The sequence below is a fragment of the Streptomyces sp. NBC_01283 genome, assembly GCF_041435335.1.
In the GTDB taxonomy this organism is placed as follows: Bacteria; Actinomycetota; Actinomycetes; order Streptomycetales; family Streptomycetaceae; genus Streptomyces.
The window spans coordinates 6,876,486-6,897,856 of the sequence record NZ_CP108430.1 but is presented as its reverse complement, the minus strand read 5'-3'; the positions used below and the strand labels follow the sequence as shown (position 1 = coordinate 6,897,856).

Sequence of the window (21,371 nt, the reverse complement as noted above, 5' to 3'; positions counted from 1 at the left end):
GGACGAGCACGGGGTGTGGCCCACGGCGATCCGCCGCGGGCCACACCCCGTATGAGAACTCCTGCGACCGACGCCGTCAGGCCTCGATGCTGTCCTTCGCAGTCTCGTCGGCCGCCTTCTCCGCGGCCTCCTTCTCGGCCTGCTTCCTGGAGGCGAAGAGGCTGGTGATCGTCGTGATGACCAGGACACCGCAGATGACGCCGAGCGAGACCGGGATGGAGATCTCGGGAACGTGCACCCCGTTCTCGTGCAGGGCGTGCAGGACCAGCTTCACGCCGATGAAGCCCAGGATGACCGACAGGCCGTAGCTGAGGTGGACCAGCTTCTTGAGCAGTCCGCCGATGAGGAAGTACAGCTGGCGCAGACCCATCAGGGCGAAGGCGTTCGCCGTGAAGACGATGTACGGGTCCTGGGTGAGGCCGAAGATCGCGGGGATCGAGTCCATCGCGAAGAGCACATCGGTGGTGCCGATGGCGAGCATGACGACCATGAGGGGCGTCATGATCTTCTTGCCGTTCTTCTTGATGAACAGCTTGGTGCCGTGGTACTGGTCGGCGACGCCGAACTTCCTCTCGGCGGCCTTCAGGAGACGGTTCTCCTCGAAGTCCTCCTCCTCGTCGTCCGAGCGCGCCTCCTGGATGAGCTTCCAGGCGGTGTAGATCAGGAACGCGCCGAAGATGTAGAAGACCCAGGAGAAGTTGGCGATGACCGCGGCTCCGGCGGCGATGAAGATCGCTCGCAGGACGAGCGCGATCAGCACGCCGAAGAGCAGCACCCGCTGCTGGAGATGGGTGGGCACCGAGAACTTCGCCATGATCAGGATGAAGACGAAGAGGTTGTCGACGCTGAGCGACTTCTCGGTGATGAAGCCCGCGAAGAACTCGCCGGACGCCTGGCCCCCGCCCCAGATCAGCAGGCCCACTCCGAAGAGCGCGGCCAGCACGATCCAGACGACCGTCCAGATTCCGGCTTCCTTGATCGACACGTCATGCGGCTTGCGGCCGATGAAGAAGTCGACCGCGATCAGGGCACACAGACCAAGAATGGTCAGTACCCACAGGGTCATTGAAACGTCCACTGCGCCTCCGGCGTCGTACGGCTACTGATCAGCGTCGTCGCTGCCGGAGGTCTCTTCCACCCGAGGCGGCTCACCGCCCCGCGGGCCGACGCCCCGGGACCGATGGCGGTCCGTATTGACGGGTACGTCGCGTTCGGGAGTACTCCCCTCCGCTGCAAGAAGAGTACGCGAAACACCAAGACTTAGTAAAGGAGATGGCAAACAAGAGCCAAAAGCCCAGGTCAGCTGGGTCCGAAAGTCGCTTTACCGGTAGCCGACGGAGGTCAGCGGCCGCCCGTGCGCCGGGCGCGCGCGACCTGGTCCAGGACCTGCTGGAGCACCCGGCTGCCGGGCGGTGTCATCGGCGGCTCGTACGTCCAGGCGTGGCCGACCCAGGGGTCGGCGAGGTGGTCGTCGGCCACCGGGGTCAGGCGCAGGAGCGCGCGCCAGAGCGGGTCGAGCAGCGGGCCGTACTCGGCGGCGTCCTCACGGTCGGCGACCATCATCAGGTGCACGCCGACCGCCGGGCCCTCGTCCGCGAGATAGCGGAGCTGGGTCACGGCGCGGTCGTCGAAGCCGTGCGGGAAGTCGTTGACGATCAGGAGCTGCTCGGCGGTGTCCAGGTCAGGCGGCAGCGCGTCGGCGGCGCCCGCGCGGATCGCCATCTGCACCAGGTCCACGCGCTGGGTGAGCTTGGCCAGCACGGCGGAGACCCCTGCCGCGCCGGCGGCCGGGGCCTCGTCCAGCACGCCCGCCGTCACCAGCGGGGAGAGCGCGCCGGCCGCGGAGCCCGCCGCGTCGATGACGTGCACCGTGAACTCGCCCGCGGGGTACACCGCGAGCAGCCGCGCGGCGTGCGCGACCGCGCTGTCCATGGCGAGACGGCGCAGCTCGTCCGTGTCGGCCAGGGAGTCCGTGCCCGACGAGCGGCCGCTGTCGATCCACAGGCCGCGCTCCAGGGGCAGCCTGACCAGCATGGGGATGTGCAGATCGGGGCGCTCGGGCAGATGGAGGTCGCCCAGGCGCACGGCCATGGGGATCTCCATGGGGGTTCGGTACGCGTGCCAGACGGGGCTGTCCCAGCCCGCGTACGCCATGGGCAGGGCGGGCTCGACGACCTCGGACTCGGCGGCGAGCTGGCCCAGGTCGCGGTCGAGGGCGGCCCTCGCCCGGTCGACGAGGAGGCCGTGCTTGGCGCGGGCGGCCTCGCGCGCGACGTCCCCGGTGTCGCCGATGCGGCTGCGCGGGTCGGAGAGGACCTTGTCGAGCTCCTGGTCCATGCGCGACTCGGCGAAGTCGACGGCGCTCCGGTACGCGGCCGTGGTGCGGGCCAGGTCCTCGAACATGCCCCACACCTGGTTGTAGAGGCGCTCCTCCATGGACCAGCCGGTCGCGTCGCCCGCCACGGGCTGGGCGGCCTTGCCCGGTTCGGCCGGGGCCGCGGTCGGCGCGGGCGGCGGCGGTGCGCTGGTCTGGCGGCTGGGGTGGGTGTAGTTGACCGGGCCGCCCGTGGCACCCGTGGCGGCGCTCGCGTCGCCCGGCTGGTGCGGCGCCGGTGCGGCCTGCGGGGCGGCGGTGCTGTCCGGGCCCGGGGCTCCCGGGCCGGGGGCGGCGGTCTGTCCGGCCGTCCGCACGCGGGCGTCGTCCGAGGAGCGGGGCGGCGGCGCGGCCACCGAGCGGGCCAGGCCCTGGGCCACCGCTTCGTTGATCGAGCCCGCCAGTTCACGGGCCTGCGGCAGGCCCTGGTCGGTGAGCATGTCGGCGAGGCCGCCCGCGTACCCCTGGCCGACTGCGCGCACCTTCCAGGCGTCCTGCCTTCGGTAGAGCTCCAGGGCGACGACGGCGGACTCGGCGTCCAGGTCGGTGATGGTGTAGCTGGCGACCTCGGAGCCGTCGAGTCCGGTGACGGCGACGAAGGGTGCGGCGAGGGCGCCGAAGCTGACCGGTCCGCCGACGCCGACGGGCAGCGCGAGGAGGACGTTGACCCGGTGCACCGCTTCCGGCACGGCGCCGAGGTCCACCGCGAGGCGGTGGTCGGCGGCGGCCTGCCGGGGCACTTCGAGCCCCGGCAGCGTGGGCGACCCGGGATGGGCCACCCAGTCCGTGCCGCGTACCTTGCCCTGGTCGTCGCTGAGCGTGACCCCCGCCACGATCGGCTTGCCGACCGAGACCCTGATCTCCAGACGGGTCTCGGGAAGCGGGTGGTTCTGCCCCCGGACCAGCTCGGCCGTCATCGCCTTCGTCCCCCTCGTGCCCTCAGTACTTACTGGTGCCGCGTGGCTACAGCTGCGGCAGGATCGACGGCATCAGGTCCTGGAACGTGCGGCCGTTGGCCGGATTGCCGATGGCCGTCATCTGCCAGCCCGCGCCGGCGCGGTGGACCTTCGCCATGATCTGCGCGGTGTACTGACCGCCACCGTCGAGCGTGTACCGGGCGAGCTCCTGGCCGTTGGTCTCGTCGACCAGGCGGCAGAACGCATTCTGCACTTCCTGGAACGTCTGGCCCGTGAACGAGTTGACCGTGAAGACGATCTGGTCGATGTGGACCGGGATCCGCTGCAGGTCGACGAGGATCGCCTCGTCGTCCCCGCCCTGGCCGACACCGCCGACGAGGTTGTCACCGGTGTGCCGCACGGAACCGTCGTCACTGACGAGGTGACGGAAGAACACGACGTCCACCGGCTGCTTGTCGGCGAACAGGACCGCCGAGGCGTCCAGGTCGACCTCACGCGTGCGCGTGCCGAACAGGCCGCGCCTGGGGGCCGCTTGCCAGCCGAGGCCCATGCGCACCGCGGTCAGGGCGCCCCCGTCGTCCTTCTGCAGGCTGATGGCCTGACCCTTGGTCATGTTGACCGTCACGCGCTGTCCCCTCTCGAACTGCCTGGGCAACCGCCGGTCTGTGCGGTTGCCCAGCACCCTATGCAGAGGCACTGACCGTGCCGTACCGCGGGCAGCACTTTGTGTCGGTCTTGCAACACACCAGGCAGTACGCCTACGCCTGCCCCGCCTCCCTCATCTGCCTGAGCTCCTTCTTCATCTCTGACACCTCGTCACGCAGCCGTGCGGCGATCTCGAACTGGAGGTCGCCGGCGGCGGCACGCATGCGGGCCGTCATCTCTTCGATCTGCTCGGCCAGTTCGGCCGCGGGCCTGTCGGTGGGCACCTTCTCGGCCGCCTTGCCCTTGGCCGCCTTGCCCGCCTTCCCGCCGAGCGCCGGCACCGGCGCCTTGGCGGCCGTCCCCGCGTCGGCCTTCGCCTTGCGGTAGTCGGTGCCGAGGAGCTGCTCCGTGTCGACCTCCTCGCGCGCGATCGCCGACACGATGTCGTTGATCTTCTTGCGCAGCGGCTGCGGGTCGATCCCCTTCTCCTTGTTGTACGCGATCTGCTTCTCGCGGCGGCGGTTCGTCTCCTCGATGGCCTGCTCCATCGCGGGGGTGACCTTGTCCGCGTACATATGGACCTGGCCGGAGACGTTTCGGGCGGCGCGGCCGATCGTCTGGATCAGTGAGGTGCCGGAGCGCAGGAAGCCCTGCTTGTCGGCGTCGAGGATCGACACCAGGGAGACCTCGGGCAGGTCGAGTCCCTCGCGCAGGAGGTTGATGCCGACCAGGACGTCGTACTCGCCGGCGCGCAGTTCGCGCAGGAGCTCGACGCGGCGCAGGGTGTCGACGTCACTGTGCAGATAGCGGACCTGGATGCCCAGTTCCAGGAAGTAGTCGGTGAGGTCCTCGGCCATCTTCTTGGTGAGCGTGGTGACCAGGACGCGCTCGTCCTTCTCGGTGCGGGTGCGGATCTCGTGCACCAGGTCGTCGATCTGGCCCTCGGTGGGCTTGACCACGACCTCCGGGTCGATGAGGCCGGTGGGGCGGATGATCTGCTCGACGAAGCCGTCGCCGCGCGAGAGCTCGTACTTCCCGGGGGTCGCCGAGAGGTAGACGGTCTGGCCGATGCGGCCGAGGAACTCCTCCCACTTCAGCGGGCGGTTGTCCAGCGCGGACGGCAGGCGGAAGCCGTGGTCCACCAGGGTCCGCTTCCGTGAGGCGTCGCCCTCGTACATCGCGCCGATCTGCGGGACCGTGACGTGCGACTCGTCGATGACGAGGAGGAAGTCCTCGGGGAAGTAGTCGATGAGGGTGTTCGGCGCGGAGCCGGGCTCGCGGTCGTCGAAGTGCATCGAGTAGTTCTCGATGCCGGAGCAGGAGCCGATCTGGCGGAGCATCTCCAGGTCGTACGTCGTGCGCATGCGCAGGCGCTGGGCCTCCAGCATCTTGCCCTGCTTCTCCAGCTCGGTCAGGCGCTCGGCGAGCTCCTTCTCGATGCCGTTGACCGCCTTCTCCATGCGCTCCGGGCCCGCCACGTAGTGCGAGGCCGGGAAGACGTACAGGTGGTCGTCGTCGCTGATGACCTCACCGGTGAGGGGGTGCAGCGTGGAGAGTGCCTCGATCTCGTCGCCGAACATCTCGATGCGGACGGCCAGCTCTTCATAGACCGGGAAGATCTCGATGGTGTCGCCGCGGACCCGGAAGGTGCCGCGCGCGAAGGCCACGTCGTTGCGCGTGTACTGGATGTCGACGAAGCGGCGCAGGAGCTGGTCGCGGTCGATCTCGTCGCCGACCTTGAGCGGCACCATGCGGTCGACGTACTCCTGCGGTGTGCCGAGGCCGTAGATGCAGGAGACGGAGGCGACCACGATCACGTCGCGCCGGGTGAGCAGCGAGTTCGTCGCGGAGTGGCGCAGGCGCTCGACTTCCTCGTTGATCGAGGAGTCCTTCTCGATGTACGTGTCCGACTGCGGGACGTACGCCTCGGGCTGGTAGTAGTCGTAGTACGAGACGAAGTACTCCACCGCGTTGTTCGGCAGGAGCTCTCGGAACTCGTTGGCCAGCTGAGCGGCGAGCGTCTTGTTCGGCGCCATCACGAGGGTGGGGCGCTGGAGCTTCTCGATCATCCACGCGGTGGTGGCCGACTTGCCGGTGCCGGTCGCGCCGAGCAGGACGACGTCCTTCTCACCTGCGTTGATGCGCCGCTCCAGGTCGGCGATGGCCGCCGGCTGGTCGCCGCTTGGCGTGTAGTCACTGACGACCTCGAAAGGTGCCACCGTGCGTTCGATCTTGGATACGGGCCGCATGGAACCCACCGTACGACCCCGCACTGACAACGGGGTCGGATCACCAGCTCTGCGGGGTCTTGGAGCCGGGTCGCTGCGAGGGCTTGCGGCCCGTCCGCGGGGCGTGCCGGTCGCCTGAGCGCGGCACGGGGTAGGGGGCGTGCTGCCGCTGTGCGGCGTTCTGGAGGTCGGCCTTGCCCATCACCATCAGCGGGTCGAACATCACGATCACCCCCGCCAGGAGCAGGAAGGCGAGCGGGCCGATCATCATGGGCGCGAGCAGTTCGGCGGGCGAGTCCCCCGTGGCCGGCGCGGCGGACGAGCCGTGCAGATGGACACTGAGCGCGGCCATCCCCGTGTAGTGCATGCCGCTGACGGCGAGCCCCATGACGAGGCTCGCGCCCAGGCTCCAGAGGAAACCCCTGACCTGCGCGGCGGCCCACAGGGCCGCGCTGGCGGCGACCACGGCGATCACGACGGACGCGGAGACGGTGAGGGTGTTGTACTCCAGCGACCCGCGCAGACGCATACCGGCCATTCCCAGGTAGTGCATCGAGGCGACACCCAGACCGGTGATCGTGCCCCCGGTGAACAGCGCCGTCCCGGTCGCACCGCGGTAGCCCACGATGAAGATCCCGATGCCGACCATGACGATGGCGACGGCGAGACTCGCGAACGTCAGCGCCTTGTCGTAATGGATCGGGGCTTCCTCAACGGTGAAGCCCATCATCGCGATGAAGTGCATGGTCCAGATGCCGGACCCGATCGCCGCCGACCCGAGGGCGAGCCAGCCGGGCCGCCAGGAGTGTGCGACGAGCAGCGACCTGGTGGTGCAGCGCAGGCCGAGCGCACCGCCGAGACACGCCATGAGGTACGCCGCTACCGGCGTGACAAGTCCATAGCTGAAACCGTCGACCGTGCCCTGCATGAGCGGTAGCCCTTCCGCCTATTTTTCCAAATGCCCGGGATTGCACCCAAGTGGCCCCAGCCGCCCGTGCAATGACAGGCCATGGGCTGACGCAGAGAGTAAAGCTCACTCCGGAACTTGCGAACGATTTTCCGGGAAAGAAACCCGGCTGTCTCCGTTCAACCTGTGGCCATCCTGCACCTGTCTCGCGTTGGCCGTGAACTGTCACTCTCATCCGGTCCGTGCCCGCATAGCGCGAGGAGTCACCGTTGTACGCACGCGTTGCCGCTGCCACCACCGCCGCTCTTCTTGGAGCCGGTGCACTCGTCCTCCCTTCCGCCACCGCTCAGGCCGCCGACCAGAAGTCGGCGCCGGCGTCCGCCCGGACGCCCGCACAGACGCCCGCCTCGCACGACAGACCGCTGGTCGTCGCACACCGGGGCGCTTCCGCCTACGCGCCCGAGAACACTTTCGCAGCCATCGACAAGGCGGCTGACATGGGGTTCCGCTGGGTCGAGAACGACGTCCAGCGCACCAAGGACGGCGAGCTCGTGATCGTGCACGACGACACCCTGACGCGGACCACGAACGTCGAGCAGGTCTTCCCCGGCCGCGCGCCGTGGAAGGTCAAGGACTTCACCGCGGCGGAGATCGCCAGGCTGGACGCGGGCAGCTGGTTCAGCCCGAAGTACGCGGGCCAGCGGGTGCCGACGCTGAAGCAGTACATGAACCGCGTCTCGCGCAACCACCAGAGCCTCGTCTTCGAGTTCAAGAAGCCCGAGCTGTACCCGGGCATCGAGAAGCAGGGCCTCGCGGTCCTGCGCAAGACCGGCTGGCTGGACAAGCACCACGTCAAGAGCAAGCTCGTCATCCAGAGCTTCAGCGCGGACAGCGTCAAGAAGGTCCACAAGCTGCGGCCCGACGTCAAGACCGGCTTCCTCGGCACGCCCGCGGTCGCCGATCTGCCCAAGTACGCGAAGTTCGCCGACCAGATCAACTCGACGCACGGCTCCATCTCCCGTGAGTACGTCGCCGCGATCCACGCGACCAAGGGGCCGCACCGCAAGCGCCTGGAGATCTTCACGTGGACCGTGAACGACGCGGCGACCGCGCGGAAGGTGGCGGGCTTCCGGGTGGACGGCATCATCACGAACACGCCCGACGTCGTGCGCAAGGCCGTCTCCGGCTAGGCCCGCGCGGGTCCGGCCGGCCCCGTTGTCAGTGCCCGGTCGTACGGTGGTCCACATGAACGCCGAGGGGCAGCAGGAGCAGGGCCGGCCGGGCACGCACGACGAGGGCGGCCGGCGGCAGGTGGTGTGGGCCGTCGTCGCGAGCGACATCGGCCCGCTGCTGCTCGCCGCGACCGACGAAGGCCTGGTCAGCGTCGCCTTCCACGCCACGGACGAGGTGCGCGACCAGACGATCGAGCGGCTCGGCTCCCGGCTGGGGGCCGAGCCGGTCGAGGCACCCGGGTCCCCCCTGCTCGCCGAGCCCATACGCCAGCTCGCCGCCTATTTCGCGGGCGAGCGGCACGACTTCGAGCTGCCGCTCGACTGGTCGCTGATCTCCGGGTTCAACCGCCAGGTCCTGCGCGAGCTGACCACCGTTCCGTACGGCGCGGTCGTGGGGTACGGGGACCTGGCCCGCCGGGTCGGCCAGGCCGGCGCGGCTCAGGCGGTCGGTATGGCGATGGGTGCCAATCCGCTGCCGGTCGTAGTGCCGTGCCACCGGGTGGTCGAGCGGGACGGCGGCATCGGCGGATTCGGCGGCGGCGTCGAGACCAAGCGGCAGCTCCTCGCACTGGAAGGGGTGCTGCCGGAGCCACTCTTCTGACGCTGCCGCCCCCCGCCCGGGCCGCTCCTCCGCCGTCCTCCGGCGGAGTGCGAAATCTGTGTTTCCCGCCTACGAACGCCCTGGCACACTGCGTCAGTGACTTCGACCGTCGACGCTCCTGACATACCCGCGCCAGAGGCACTGCCCGCCCTGCGCCGCCGCACCACCGCGGTGCTGGTCTCCAGTCAGATACTGGGCGGGCTCGGCGTACCGATCGGCATCGCCCTGGCGCCGATGCTGGCGACCGAGGTGAGCGGGACGGAGGCGCTGTCCGGCCTCGCGCCCACCGCGTCCGTGGCCGGCACGGCCCTGCTGTCGCTGCCGCTCGCCGCCCTGATGACGTCGCGCGGACGGCGGCCCGGCCTCGTCCTCGCGTATCTGATCGGCGCGCTGGGAGCGGGACTCGTGGTCCTCGCCGCGGTCATCGAGAGCTTCCCCCTGCTGCTGCTCGGCATGGCGGGCTTCGGGGCGGGCTCCTCGGCCAATCTGCAGGCCCGCTTCGCGGCGGCGGACCTCGCCGAGCCCGAGCGGCGCGGCCGTGCCATCTCCCTCGTCATCTGGGCCACGACCATCGGCTCGGTCCTCGGCCCGAACATCGCCGCGCCCACGAGCCGCGCCTTCTCCAACACCTCCATCCCCGAGGCGGCGGGCCCCTTCCTCTTCGCCGCCGGGATCTTCGCCGTCGCGGGGCTCGTGGTGGCGGTACTGCTGCGCCCGGACCCGCTGCTCACCGCCCGGGCGCTCGCCCCGCACGAGAACCACTCCGCGCAGAGCCGCTCACTGCGGGCCGGTGTCGCCGCGGTGGCCGCGTCGCCGATGGCCCGGCTCGCGCTGGTGACGGTCGCCGCTTCGCACACGGTGATGGTCTCGATCATGGTCATGACGCCGGTCGACCTGGGGCACCACGGGGCGAGCCTGCAGCTGGTCGGCCTGGTCATCAGCGGACACATCGCGGGCATGTACGCGCTCTCGCCGGTGATGGGCTGGCTCTCCGACCGGTTCGGGCGGCTCTCCGTGATCGGCCTCGCGGTCGGGCTGCTGTGCTGCGCCGCGCTCCTTGCCGGTACGGCGGGGCCCAGCCACGGCCGGACCGCCGCCGGTCTCTTCGTGCTCGGCCTCGGCTGGTCGGCGGGCCTCGTCTCGGGCTCCGCGCTGCTCACCGACTCCGTGCCGCAGCCCGCCCGGGCCGCCGTGCAGGGCCTCTCGGACCTGACCATGAACACGGCGGCGGGCATCGGCGGCGCGGCGGCCGGCCTGATCGTCGCGCGGGCGAGCTACGGCTGGCTCAACCTCGTCGGGGTCTGCGTACTGCTGCCGATGGCGGCGCTGGCACTCCGCAGGGCGGTCAAGAAGGCCTGACCCGCGGGGTGCGCGACACGTGCCGGGGTCAGGCGAGGGTGATGTGGTACGCCTTGCGCAGCGTCTCGTGCACGGTCCACGTCGTACGGTCGCCCTCGCGCAGGACGGCCGCGTCGCCGGGGCCGATCTCGATCACGTCGCCGCCCTCGACCTCGATCGTGGCACGGCCGCTGACGACCACGAAGAGCTCGTTCGCCTCGGTGTCGGTGACCACGCCGGGCGTGATCTGCCAGATGCCGCGCAGCTGCTTGCCGTCGGCCGACTCCCACAGGACCTTGCCGGTGACCTCCGGGGTGCCGGAGATGATCTGCTCGGGGTCGAGGGGCTCGGCCTCCAGGTCGACATCCGGAATGTGCACGGCAAAGGACGCAACGGCCTGATCATTCGTGGTCATGGCCGGTCACCCTAGCCGGGCGCGGCGGGGCGCCCTGACGGGGGTGGCTCCTTCTCGGCTACCTCTCCTCCGCCGTGCCCGCCTTGTCCGCCCCCTCCTCTCCGTAGTGCCGCGCCTCGAAGATGTTCCCGTCCGGGTCGCGGAAGTAGAAGCTGCGGCGGGCCTTGCCGCGGGCGCCGAACGCGTCGTACCCGATGTCCGACACCGGGGTGCCGTGCTCCTCCAGGCGGGTGCGCAACGCCTCGAAGTCGGCTTCCGGCAGGGCGAGGCAGACGTGGTTGACCGGGTGGCCCGCGCTCTTGTCGGCGTCAGGGACGACGTTCATGCGCTCGGCGAGGGTGAGCGGGGCGAGGTCGAAGATGGTCTCTTCGTTGAGCCGGACGGAGGGGAAGGAGACCTTGCCCTCCGTGTACTCGGCGACGCGCAGGGGTTCGAGGCCCAGCACCTTCTCGTAGAAGCCGGCTGCCGCCGCGGGATCGCTCACCCACAGGACGACGTGGTCGAGACGTGTCGTGTTGTCCGTCATGCCCCCAGGCTGCTGGCCGGCCCCCGGCGTCGCAAGGGTTTGGCAGGGCGCGCCGGTCGCCAGGGATGAGGGGAGACCCGACAGGCAGGAGGCAGGCCCGTGTTGGTGGTGTCCGACGAGGTGCAGGCGGCTGTGGCGGACCGGCGGCCGGTCGTCGCCCTGGAGTCCACGATCATCGCGCACGGGCTGCCGCGCCCGCGCAATCTCCAGGTCGCGCGTGAGCTCGAAGAGGCCGTACGCGCGGAGGGCGCGGTCCCCGCGACGATCGCCGTACTGGACGGGCGGCCTCATGTCGGCCTGGACAAGCAGCAGTTGGAACGCGTCGCGAACGAGGACGGCATCCGCAAGCTGGGCCACCGCGATCTGGCGCTCGCGGTCGCGGCGGGCGCGAGCGGGGCGACGACGGTGTCCGCGACGGCGCTGCTCGCCGCGCGGGCGGGCGTACGGGTGTTCGCCACGGGTGGCCTCGGCGGGGTGCACCGGGAGTGGACGGAGACCCAGGACGAGTCCGCCGACCTGGGGCTGCTCGCCCGGACGCGCATCACGGTGGTCTGCGCGGGGGTGAAGTCGATCCTGGACGTGGCGGCGACACTGCAGCGTCTGGAGACGCTGGGCGTGGCGGTGGCCGGGTACGGGACGGACCGCTTCCCCGGCTTCTACCTCACCGACTCCGGGCATCCGGTGGACTGGACGCTGCGGACGCCCGAGGAGGTCGCGGCGGTGATGCGGGCCCAGGACGCGGTCGGCGGCCCGGAGTCCGCGCTGCTCGTGACGAACCCCGTACCGGAGGCCGAGCAACTCGACCCCGCGCTCCACGCGCGCGTGCTCGCCGAGGCGTTGGAGGCGTGCGCCGAGCGGGGCATCACCGGCCAGGCGGTCACCCCGTTCCTCCTGGACCAACTGGTCCACCGCACGAACGGCGCCTCCCTGAACGCCAACCTCGCGGCGGTACGGGGCAATGTGCGGCTTGCGGGTCGGATCGCGGCGGCTTGGGTGGGGTGGTGAGGGGTTGGTGGGGTGGGGTGTCTTGGCGGGGGCGTGCGGAGACATCGGGGCAGCAGGACGGTGCGGCGGTGATGTTGGGGCGGGGCGGGGTGGAGACGTCGGGGCCGGGTGAGGCGGTGGCGGTGCGTCGCAGTGAGGCGGTGGCATCGGGGCCGGGCGAGGCAGCGGCCTCGGGGCGGGGTGGGGCGGCGTCCCGGCGGGGTGAGGGGGCGGCGTCGGGGCCGGGTCGGGCGGAGACCTCGCGGCAGGGGGAGGCGGTGGCGGTGCGTCGGGGTGAGGCAGAGATATCGGGGCCGGGCGAGGCAGCGGCCTCGGGGTGGGGTGGGGCGGCGTCCCGGCGGGGTGAGGGGGTGGCGACGAGGCCGGGTCGGGCGGAGACCTCGCGGCAGGGGGAGGCGGTGGCGGTGCGTCGGGGTGAGGCAGAGATATCCCGGCGGGGTGGGGCGTTGCTGGTTGTCGGGGATGTCGTCACGGACATCGTTGCGCGGCACGGTGCGCCGCTCGCTCCGGGCACCGACACGGCGGCGGCGATCCGGGCGGTGCCGGGTGGCGCGGGCGCCAACGTGGCCTGCTGGGCGGCTTCTTGGGGGTGCCGCGACGTGCGGTTCCTGGGGCGGGTGGGCGCGGACTCCGTGAGGTGGCACGAGGAGGCGCTCACGCGCGCGGGGGTGCGGCCACGGCTCGTCGTCGACCACGAGGCGCCTACGGGGACCGTGATCTGCCTGGTCGACGGGGGCGCCGGAGCCGGGGCCGAGCGGACGTTCCTGACGGACAGCGGCGCGTCACTGCGCCTGTCGGCCGCGGACTGGTCTCCGGCGCTTCTGGACGGCGTGGGGTGGCTGCACCTGTCGGGGTACTTGTTCTTCGCTGAGCCGAGCAGGGCGGTGGCCGAGACGGCGTTGGGGGCGGCACGCGCGCGTGGAGTGCCGGTAAGCGTGGATCCGGCGTCGGCGGGCTTCCTCGCCGAGCTGGGGGTGGAGCGGTTCTTGGCGGCGGTGGACGGGGTGGATGTGTTGCTGCCCAGTGAGGGGGAGGCGCGGGCTCTGGCGGGGGCGCCTGGGGTGGAGGACGCGGGTGGCGTTTTGCTGGCGGAGGCCGCCGCGAAGTTGAGTCGGCGGTTCCCGGTGGTGGTCGTGAAGCGGGGCGCCGCGGGGGCGTTGCTGGCCCGGGACGGTGAGGTGCGGGCCGAGATCCCCGCACAGCCCGCCACCGCGCGGGACTCCACGGGGGCGGGCGACGCGTTCACGGGGGCGTTCCTTGCCGCGCGCCTGGGCGGCGGGGGGCTTCGCGAGGCTTCGGCCGAGGGGTGTCGGGCGGGAGCTAGGGCGGTCGAACTGGTGGGAGGTCGACCGCTGCCGGCTCAGGGGTGGGGCCGCGACGATCACGGTCTGAGCCGGGGGTGACTCCGGCGGGGGAACTCTGCGCACCGTGCTCCGGTGGACACCCCGCCGAGACTCCTCGCGCGCGCTGCCGACTGCGGGTGCGCGCCAACTGCGGCGCCGCCCACACGGCTTGCACGCCCCGCCGCTACGGCGAACGAGCCCCACGCATCGCGCTCCGGGCGGACGTACCGCCACGCCCTCTCACGCACACTGCCGCCCGCGGGCACGCGCACCGTCCGCCTTGGAGGCGGGGCCACGTCGGGATGCCTGTCCCCGCCAACACGCCTCGCACGACCCGCCACTCCAGCGAGCAAGTCCCGCGTGCCGCGCTCCGGGCAGACTTTCCGACCCGCCCCCTCACCCACTCTGCCGCCCACAGGCACGCGCCAGCTCCGGCTCCGCCCGCCATGGACACGGGGCCACGCCGGTCTGCCCGTCCCCGCTGACACGGCCTACACGCACCGCGCTCCGGCGGACATACCGGCACGCCCCTCACCCACGCTGCCGCCCGCGAGGGCATCGGGGCGAGGGGACAGGGCTGGGGTTCCCTCTTCCCTGCGTTCCCGGCCCAACTGCTCGACGCTCCCGGGCAATCGGGGGGGGTGGGAAAGGTTTGAAGGTTTGTCGGACTACCGGGGGCCGGGAAGCGCTACGGTTTGCGGCCCCAGGCTGAGATCAAAGGGGACGTCGCGAGGTCCATCGGCTCGGCGGCGATGTTCGCGAGGTGGTCGGCGATGTCCTCGTCCGTGGCCAGGCCCGCCGCCGTCAGCGCCACGCGGGACTGCTGGATCGTGGCCGTCTCCAGGGCCACGCAGGCGGGCGAGCTCAAAGGGAAGTACGCGTCGGCCTCCACCTGGCGCAGGCCCGCCGCCCGAAGCAGACGGGGCAGCCCACGCCCGTACGCGACGTCAGCGCCGCGCTCAGCGAGCAGCGCCCCCCGAAGCCGGTTCGCCAACCGCTGTGCAGGCCCGTGCTCGTCCGGACAGGACAGCGGCTGCAGGGCCGGGTCCACCTCCTCGACCAGCAGGCGGCCCCCCGGGCGCAGAGCCCGGATCATCGAGCGCAGCGCCAGTTCCTGGTCCGGCACCCGGGCGAGGACCAGCCGCGCATGGACAAGGTCGAAGCCCCCGCCGGGCGGCCCCTCCGCCCCCACGTCATGCGTACGCACCTCCACCGGCGGCCGTGCCGCCGACGTCTGCCAGGAGATGTCCGTGTCGGTCGCGAGGACCCGTCCGGTGGGCCCGACCCGCTTCGCGAGCCAGGAGACGACGGAGAAGCCGCCCGCGCCGACCTCCCAGCAGCGCCACCCCGGCCCGATGCCCAGCCGCTCGACGTGCCGGAAGGTCGTGGGGTCGAAGAGCGCGGAGAAGGCCGCTTCGGCCCCCTGCCCCGAACCCGCCGCACCCGCGCCCGCCCCCTCCGCGTGCCGATTCCTCTTGCCGGTCAGATAGCCATCGATGAGCGTCATGCGGCAATTATCGCGATTGTCCTGCTTACTCCGGGGAGGCAGCCCCGAACACCCGGAGCGGAGTCTTCCGTTCCCACAGGCTCCGACCACACTGTCGGGACGTGCTGGCACACTGGCACGTCACGTCACCAGAACGAGGAGCCACGCATGTCGATGGCAGGCAACCTGCGAAAGGTAGGGAACCTCCGCAAGGTAGGCGGCCTGCGGAAAGTCGCGCGGGTCGCCCAGTTCGTGCGCAAGCACAAGCGCGTCGACCTGAGCCACCCCGCCCGCTCACCCCTGGGCTCGGCGGTGGTCAAGTGCGTGACGTACCGGAACGGAGTGCGCCAGGACGGCGGCCGCGATCTCGTCGAGGAGGTCGAGCGCGTCCGCAAGAGCGGTGACGGCTTCGTCTGGCTCGGGTTGCACGAACCGACGGAGGACGAGTTCGCCGGCATCGCCGACCTCTTCGACCTGCACCCGCTCGCCGTCGAGGACGCGGTCCACGCCCACCAGCGGCCGAAGGTGGAGCGGTACGACGAGATGCTGTTCGCCGTGTTCAAGACCGTTTGCTATGTGGAGCATGCCGAACTCACCGCGACCAGCGAGGTGGTGGACACCGGCGAGATCATGGTCTTCGTCGGCGCGGACTTCGTGATCACCGTGCGGCACGGCCGCCACGGTTCTCTCGGCCCGCTGCGCGAGGAGCTCGAATCGGCTCCCGAGCAGCTCGCCCAGGGTCCCGCGGCGGTCCTGCACGCCCTGGCGGACCACGTCGTGGACGACTATCTCGTCGTGACGGACGCGGTGCAGGCCGACATCGACCAGGTCGAGATGGACGTGTTCTCCAAGGAGGGAGAGCGCGCCGACCCCGGCCGGATCTACCAGCTCAAGCGCGAACTCCTCGAACTGAAGCGCGCCGTGGTGCCACTCGGCCGCCCCCTGCAGATCCTCTCCACCCAGCAGATGCGGGCGATCGCCCCGGAGATACAGGCGTACTTCCGGGACGTCGACGACCACCTCAAGCGGGTCACGGAGCAGATCGCGTCCTTCGACGAGCTCCTGAACTCCATCCTCCAGGCCCATCTCGCCCAGGTGACGGTCGCTCAGAACGAGGACATGCGGAAGATCACCGCCTGGGCCGCCGTGATCGCCGTGCCGACGATGGTCTGCGGTGTGTATGGGATGAACTTCGACCACATGCCCGAACTGCACTGGAAGTACGGCTACGGACTGGTGGTCGGCCTGATCGTCACCACCTGTTTCGCGCTCTACCGCGGCTTCCGGCGCAACGGCTGGCTCTAGTCTCAATTTCCTCGCGAGTCTCAGTTCCTCGCGAGTCTCAGTTCCTCGCGAGTCTCAGTTCCTCGCGAGTCTCAGTTCCTCGCGAGTCTCAGTTCTTCGCGTACACGCTCTCGACCCAGCCCGCGAGCTGGTCGTCGGTGAGGTGCGTCGCCAGGTCGGCCTCACTGATCATGCCGACCAGGCGTTTGTTCTCGATGACCGGCAGCCTGCGGATCTGGCTGCCCTTCATCTCCTGGAGCACCTCGTGGACGCCCGCGCCCGAATCGATCCAGCGCGGCGTGCCCTTGGCCATGTCGCCCGCGGTCACCCGGGACGGGTCGTGCCCCATGGCCACGCAGCCGACCACGATGTCACGGTCGGTGAGGATGCCGCAGAGCCGCTCGTTCTCGTCGCTGATGGGCAGCGCGCCGACGTCGAGCTGACGCATCAGTTGTGCGGCGCGGTCCAGGGTCTCGTGTGCGGGGATCCACTGGGCGCCGCGGTGCATGATGTCTCCGGCGGTCGTCATGAGGTGCCTCCCGGTCCGGACGGCCGGCGCGGCGCGGAGGCACCGCCAGTCCCGGCGACCCTCATTCTCGTCGGGCCCCCGGAGGTCCGCACTCCGGAGGCGGGCACCCCTTACGGGGCAAGGGCTCCCGGGGCGGGGCAATGACTCCCAGGACCGAACAGGGCTCAGACGGAGAACCCGACGATCTTCTCCGGGGTCACCCTGATGATCACCCGGGCCTCCTCCTCCTTCTCGCCGGGCGGGTCGATGCCCAGGTACTTGTGCGAGAGCTCGTACGGAAGCCTCTTCTCCGGATCGGGGAGCACCTCGGCGACGCCGCGGATCTCGGTCGACACGTACGGGTTGGCCAGGTCGAAGACCGAGATGCTGATGCGCGGGTCGCGTTCGAGGTTGCGGACCTTCTGCCGCCGCGCCGTGGAGGAGAACAGCACGGTGTCGCCCTCGCGCTTGATCCACACCACCGAGTTCTGCGGCGCCCCTCCGGGGCCGAGGGTCGCGACGCTGGCGAAGTTCTTGCCGTCGAGGAGAGTGCGGACCGATTCGCTGAAGTGGAGCGCTGTCGTTGCCATGCCCAGACCCTAACTACATGCACGTGCATATAAAAGGGCTTTCCCTCAACAACTTTCTCGACCCCTTCGCCTCCCGCCGTCAGCCGCTCCACGCCGGATGCCGTGGGTCGTCCGCCCGTACGACGACGTCGGCCACCGCACCGGGGTCCGCCTCCGCTTCATACCGCTCGAAGGCAGGCAGGGTCCAGCGTTCGCTCTCCGCCGTACGTCGCCGCAGGGCGCCCGGCGAAAGGCTCGTGTGGACCGTCAGATCGAAGGGGAACCAGTGGCCGAGCAGCAGCGGCCCGTGCAGCAACAGCAGCGTTCCGGGCTGGAGTTGGACGTACGGGCTGCGCGTCGCGCGGTCCGCTTCCGGGTCCCAGAGGTCGGGCAGCACCCGCCCCGTTCCGCCCGGATCCAACGGCCCGAAGACCTCGCGCCAGAGCGCGCCGGTGTCGAACCAGCCGCTGTAGTACGCCTCCACGTCCTCGCGCCCGTATTCGAGCCGCAGCGAGGCGGGACGCAGGAAGCCTTCCGCGCCGACGACCAGCGCGGACCGTCCCCGCACCCGCAGGGCGTCGGCCACGCTCCGGGCCAGCTCGCCCGGGCGGCCCGCCGGGGCCCCGTCGAAGGCGACGCGGGGCCACGGGCTCGCATCGGCCGTCCTCAGGTCGAGCAGCCGGTCGGCGAGGGTCTCGGTGAGCCGCTCCCAGGTGATCGCTTCGAGTCGCACCCGTCCCATGATGCCGGGCCCTCCCCCACCCTGGCGCCGGGCCCTCCCCCGCCGTACCGCCGGACCCCCGCCCCTCCCCCGCGGCGGTACGCACCCGCCGCCAGGGGGAATGAATCCTTCATGGCAGCAACTCCCCTCGCCCGGAAAGAACTTCTCGCCATCCAGCCCCTCAGGCGTCGGCACTGCGCGGAGTGCCGCGGCGGCCCGCTCTCCCTCCTGGTCGTCGAGGACGCCGAGCCGCACTGCCTGGACTGCGCCGACCTGGACCACCTCGTCTTCCTGCCGCGCGGCGACACCGCGCTGACGCGCCGGGCCCGCGAGGGGAGCGGGCTCTCGGCGGTGGTCGTCCGCCTCAACCGCCGCCAGGGCCGGTACGAACGGCAGGGCGTCCTCGTCGAGGAGGCGGCGCTCGCACGGGCCGAGGAGCGGTGCCTCGCGGACGCCGAGGCACGGGCCCGCCGCCGGGCACGGGACGCGGCGCGCCGGGCCCTGGAGGACGTCCGCTTCACCGCGGCCTTCGCGGACGAGATACGGCGGCTCTTCCCGGGGTGCCCCGACGAGCGGGCCCGGGCGATCGCCGCGCACGCGTCCGTGCGGGGCAGCGGTCGGGTGGGCCGGAGCGCGGCGGGCCGTGCCCTGTCCGGCTCCGCGGTGACGGCGGCGGTGGTGGCCGCCGTCCGGCACACGGACACGCCGTACGACCGTCTCCTCATGAGCGGAGTCCCCCGCGGCGAGGCCCGCCGACGGATCACCCCGGCGGTCGAGGCGACGCTCCGTTCCTGGCAGGGACCTGGGCGACAGGAGGGCATGGCGGTCTGAGGCTCCCGCCCGAAAACCTTGCAGCCCCGGGATCGCCCACCCCCCTCGGTCGAGGCGCTGTATCGCTCACCGCCTCGACCAGGCCTCCCCATGCCCCCTCAAGCCCCCCAAGAGCCCCGGCCAGACGCCCGCACATGCCCCCGCGCGCCCCACGCATGGCGCTCCCCCCGGTCAGGGCAATTCACTTGTGGTGCGGGGCCGCGCCATGGAGGATCATCGCGGCTCACTCACCTGACGGCTGCCTTACACAACGCGGGAGTTGCCATGATCGAGGGACCCTATTTCGTGCTCGTCGTGCTGGGCGCGCTCGCCTGTGGTCTGGTCGCCGGAGCGTTCGTCGCGTTCTCGACGTTCGTGATGCAGGGCCTTGCCGCGCTGCCCCCGGCGCAGGGCATCGCGGCCATGCAGTCGATCAACGTCAAGGCGGTCACCGCCGGGTTCATGACCGTGTTCATGGGCGCCGCCGGTCTCAGCGCGGTCGTCGCCGTCGTCACTTTCGTGCTCTGGCCCGACGACGGCACCGTCGAACTGCTCCTTGGCAGCGCGCTGTATCTGTTCGGCTCGTTCGGCGTGACCATCGCCGCGAACGTCCCCCGCAACGACGCCCTCGCCAAACTCGACCCGCAGGCACCGGAGAGCGCGGACCGCTGGCGTACGTACGTCCGTGAATGGACCATGTGGAACCACATCCGCGTCGGGGCCTCGCTCGCCGCGTCGGCGTCCTTCACCCTCGCCCTCACCTGACCTGGCCCGGCCTTACGCGGGCCGACCGGGCCTGACCTGGGACGACAGCCCCCGCTACCCGCGAGCGTGCCGTGCCCGCCCACCCGTCGTACAGTGGCCGAAAGCCTGCGAAAGCACCCGAGGGAGACGGCCATGGCCGACCCCAAAGGCTTCCTCACCACCGCCCGCCAGGAATGGCCGCGCCGGTCCGTCGGCGAACGGGTCAAGGACTGGGACGAGGTGTACGTCCCCGGCGCGCTGCTGCCCATCGTCGAGCGGCAGGCCGACCGCTGCATGGACTGCGGCATTCCGTTCTGCCACGATGCCTGCCCGCTGGGCAATCTGATCCCCGACTGGAACGACCTCGTCTCGCGCGCCGACTGGGGTGCCGCGGCGGACCGCCTGCACGCCACGAACAACTTCCCCGAGTTCACCGGCCGCCTCTGCCCCGCCCCCTGCGAGGCAGGCTGCGTCCTCGCGATCAATCAGCCCGCGGTGACCATCAAGAACGTCGAGGCGGCCATCGCCGACCGCTCCTGGGCGGACGGCCTCAACCCGCCCCGCACCCCGGACCGGCACTCCGGCAGGACGGTCGCCGTGGTCGGCTCCGGCCCGGCCGGACTCGCCGCCGCACAGCAGTTGACGCGCGCCGGGCACACCGTCGTCGTGTACGAGCGCGACGACCGCGCGGGCGGGCTCCTGCGGTACGGGATCCCCGCGTTCAAGATGGAGAAGCACCACGTGGAGCGGCGGCTCGCGCAGTTGCGGGACGAGGGCACGGTCTTCCGTACGTCCGTCACCATCGGGCGGGACATCGGCGCCGCGGAGCTGCGGGCCGGGCACGACGCGGTGGTGCTCGCCACCGGCGCCACCGCGTGGCGCGAACTCGACGTGGCCGGGCGGGAGTTGAGCGGCATCCACCAGGCCATGGAGTACCTCCCGCTCGCCAACCGCGTGTGCGAGGGAGACTTCGACATCTCACCGCTGTCCGCCGAAGGCAAGCACGTCGTGATCGTCGGCGGCGGGGACACCGGAGCGGACTGCCTGGGCACGGCGGTGCGTGAAGGGGCCGCATCCGTCACGCAGTTGGACATCTACGAACGGCCCGGTGACGCACGCGACGAACTGGCCGAGCCCTGGCCGACGTACCCGAAGGTCTACCGCCTCTCCGTCGCGCACGAGGAGGCGGGCGAGCTGCGCACCGCCCCCGCTGCGGACGCCGACGCGCGTCTGTTCGCCGCGTCCACCCTCCGCTTCACCGGCGACACGGCGGGCCGGGTACACGCCCTGCACCTGACCGGGGTCGACGCGGACCGCCGCCCCCGCCCGGGCACCGACCGTGAACTCCCCGCCGATCTGGTGCTCCTGGCGCTCGGTTTCACCGGCCCCGAGCGGGCCCCGGGCGGTCTCGTCGACCAGCTGGGCCTGGACGTCGAGAACCGCGGAACCCTCGCCCGCGGCGCTGACTTCGCGACCAACGTGCCGGGGGTCTTCGCGACCGGGGACGCGGCTCGCGGTCAGTCGCTGGTCGTCTGGGCCATCGCCGAGGGCCGCGCGACCGCCGCCGCGGTCGACCGATGGCTGACCGGTGCGACCGATCTCGCGGCGCCGATCGGCCCGCACGACCGGCCGATGACGGTGTGAGCCGGGGTGCGGTCACGACGATGAGCCGCCCCCGGACTCGGGTGACGGCTCACGGCGGTTCAGGACCCGCTCAC

At 71.2% G+C, this 21,371-nt stretch carries 20 protein-coding genes; 9 read left to right on the top strand and 11 right to left on the bottom strand.

Annotated features, from left to right (window positions below; translation table 11 throughout):
* Positions 1 to 76 precede the first annotated feature (76 nt).
* The 5 genes from OG302_RS31215 to OG302_RS31195 all read right to left on the bottom strand — a co-directional run bounded on the left by OG302_RS31215 (position 77) and on the right by OG302_RS31195 (position 7,092).
* On the bottom strand, positions 77 to 1,078 hold the full coding sequence (locus OG302_RS31215) for a TerC family protein (protein ID WP_371529816.1): 1,002 nt from the start codon (positions 1,076 to 1,078) through the stop codon (positions 77 to 79).
* A 263-nt stretch (positions 1,079 to 1,341) separates the two neighbouring features.
* The gene (locus OG302_RS31210) at positions 1,342 to 3,291 is read right to left on the bottom strand and encodes a TerD family protein (RefSeq protein WP_371529815.1); all 1,950 of its coding nucleotides are present in this window, start codon (positions 3,289 to 3,291) and stop codon (positions 1,342 to 1,344) included.
* Positions 3,292 to 3,337: 46 nt separating this feature from the next.
* Positions 3,338 to 3,916, bottom strand: a complete 579-nt coding sequence (locus OG302_RS31205; protein WP_361826469.1) for a TerD family protein — start codon at positions 3,914 to 3,916, stop codon at positions 3,338 to 3,340.
* Positions 3,917 to 4,049: 133 nt separating this feature from the next.
* Positions 4,050 to 6,185: an excinuclease ABC subunit UvrB gene (gene uvrB / locus OG302_RS31200; protein WP_361826472.1), complete on the bottom strand. Its 2,136-nt coding sequence runs from the start codon at positions 6,183 to 6,185 to the stop codon at positions 4,050 to 4,052.
* A gap of 40 nt (positions 6,186 to 6,225) precedes the next feature.
* Positions 6,226 to 7,092 carry an MHYT domain-containing protein gene (locus tag OG302_RS31195; RefSeq protein WP_371529814.1) on the bottom strand — a complete coding sequence of 289 codons (867 nt, stop codon included), beginning with the start codon at positions 7,090 to 7,092 and terminating at the stop codon, positions 6,226 to 6,228.
* Positions 7,093 to 7,340: 248 nt separating this feature from the next.
* Between OG302_RS31195 and OG302_RS31190 the strand changes: the two genes are divergently transcribed.
* The 3 genes from OG302_RS31190 (at position 7,341) to OG302_RS31180 (ending at position 10,263) form a co-directional block, all read left to right on the top strand.
* On the top strand, positions 7,341 to 8,261 hold the full coding sequence (locus OG302_RS31190) for a glycerophosphodiester phosphodiesterase (protein WP_371529813.1): 921 nt from the start codon (positions 7,341 to 7,343) through the stop codon (positions 8,259 to 8,261).
* A gap of 55 nt (positions 8,262 to 8,316) precedes the next feature.
* Positions 8,317 to 8,904, top strand: a complete 588-nt coding sequence (locus OG302_RS31185) for a methylated-DNA--[protein]-cysteine S-methyltransferase (RefSeq protein WP_371529812.1) — start codon at positions 8,317 to 8,319, stop codon at positions 8,902 to 8,904.
* A 96-nt stretch (positions 8,905 to 9,000) separates the two neighbouring features.
* Positions 9,001 to 10,263: an MFS transporter gene (locus tag OG302_RS31180; protein ID WP_371529811.1), complete on the top strand. Its 1,263-nt coding sequence runs from the start codon at positions 9,001 to 9,003 to the stop codon at positions 10,261 to 10,263.
* Positions 10,264 to 10,291: 28 nt separating this feature from the next.
* Here the strand turns inward: OG302_RS31180 and OG302_RS31175 are convergent, their stop codons facing one another.
* On the bottom strand, positions 10,292 to 10,657 hold the full coding sequence (locus tag OG302_RS31175) for a cupin domain-containing protein (protein ID WP_371529810.1): 366 nt from the start codon (positions 10,655 to 10,657) through the stop codon (positions 10,292 to 10,294).
* Between the two features lie 58 nt (positions 10,658 to 10,715).
* On the bottom strand, positions 10,716 to 11,183 hold the full coding sequence (locus tag OG302_RS31170) for a VOC family protein (RefSeq protein WP_371529809.1): 468 nt from the start codon (positions 11,181 to 11,183) through the stop codon (positions 10,716 to 10,718).
* Between the two features lie 99 nt (positions 11,184 to 11,282).
* Between OG302_RS31170 and OG302_RS31165 the strand changes: the two genes are divergently transcribed.
* A complete protein-coding gene (locus OG302_RS31165) occupies positions 11,283 to 12,188 on the top strand; it encodes a pseudouridine-5'-phosphate glycosidase (RefSeq protein WP_371529808.1) in 906 nt (301 codons plus the stop codon).
* A gap of 446 nt (positions 12,189 to 12,634) precedes the next feature.
* Complete coding sequence (locus tag OG302_RS31160; protein WP_371529807.1) at positions 12,635 to 13,591, top strand: carbohydrate kinase family protein; 957 nt, start codon at positions 12,635 to 12,637, stop codon at positions 13,589 to 13,591.
* Positions 13,592 to 14,219: 628 nt separating this feature from the next.
* On the opposite strand, the gene OG302_RS31155 is transcribed toward OG302_RS31160, so the two are convergent.
* Entirely contained in the window at positions 14,220 to 15,038 is an 819-nt protein-coding gene (locus OG302_RS31155) for a methyltransferase domain-containing protein (RefSeq protein ID WP_371529806.1), read from the bottom strand.
* Positions 15,039 to 15,185: 147 nt separating this feature from the next.
* Between OG302_RS31155 and corA the strand changes: the two genes are divergently transcribed.
* Positions 15,186 to 16,322 carry a magnesium/cobalt transporter CorA gene (gene corA / locus OG302_RS31150; RefSeq protein ID WP_371529805.1) on the top strand — a complete coding sequence of 379 codons (1,137 nt, stop codon included), beginning with the start codon at positions 15,186 to 15,188 and terminating at the stop codon, positions 16,320 to 16,322.
* A gap of 88 nt (positions 16,323 to 16,410) precedes the next feature.
* Here the strand turns inward: corA and OG302_RS31145 are convergent, their stop codons facing one another.
* The 3 genes from OG302_RS31145 to OG302_RS31135 form a co-directional block, all read right to left on the bottom strand.
* Positions 16,411 to 16,830 carry a CBS domain-containing protein gene (locus tag OG302_RS31145; protein WP_371529804.1) on the bottom strand — a complete coding sequence of 140 codons (420 nt, stop codon included), beginning with the start codon at positions 16,828 to 16,830 and terminating at the stop codon, positions 16,411 to 16,413.
* Between the two features lie 164 nt (positions 16,831 to 16,994).
* Positions 16,995 to 17,399, bottom strand: a complete 405-nt coding sequence (locus OG302_RS31140) for a PPOX class F420-dependent oxidoreductase (RefSeq protein ID WP_371529803.1) — start codon at positions 17,397 to 17,399, stop codon at positions 16,995 to 16,997.
* Between the two features lie 79 nt (positions 17,400 to 17,478).
* Positions 17,479 to 18,111: a uridine kinase gene (locus OG302_RS31135; RefSeq protein WP_371529802.1), complete on the bottom strand. Its 633-nt coding sequence runs from the start codon at positions 18,109 to 18,111 to the stop codon at positions 17,479 to 17,481.
* Between the two features lie 120 nt (positions 18,112 to 18,231).
* Here OG302_RS31135 and OG302_RS31130 point away from each other — a divergent pair, with 120 nt between their 5' ends.
* From OG302_RS31130 to OG302_RS31120, 3 genes are all read left to right on the top strand, one after another.
* Entirely contained in the window at positions 18,232 to 18,930 is a 699-nt protein-coding gene (locus OG302_RS31130; RefSeq protein WP_371529801.1) for a DUF2293 domain-containing protein, read from the top strand.
* Positions 18,931 to 19,194: 264 nt separating this feature from the next.
* Positions 19,195 to 19,674: a DUF1772 domain-containing protein gene (locus tag OG302_RS31125; protein WP_371529800.1), complete on the top strand. Its 480-nt coding sequence runs from the start codon at positions 19,195 to 19,197 to the stop codon at positions 19,672 to 19,674.
* 132 nt (positions 19,675 to 19,806) lie between these two features.
* Positions 19,807 to 21,297: a glutamate synthase subunit beta gene (locus OG302_RS31120; RefSeq protein WP_371529799.1), complete on the top strand. Its 1,491-nt coding sequence runs from the start codon at positions 19,807 to 19,809 to the stop codon at positions 21,295 to 21,297.
* Positions 21,298 to 21,371 lie beyond the last annotated feature (74 nt).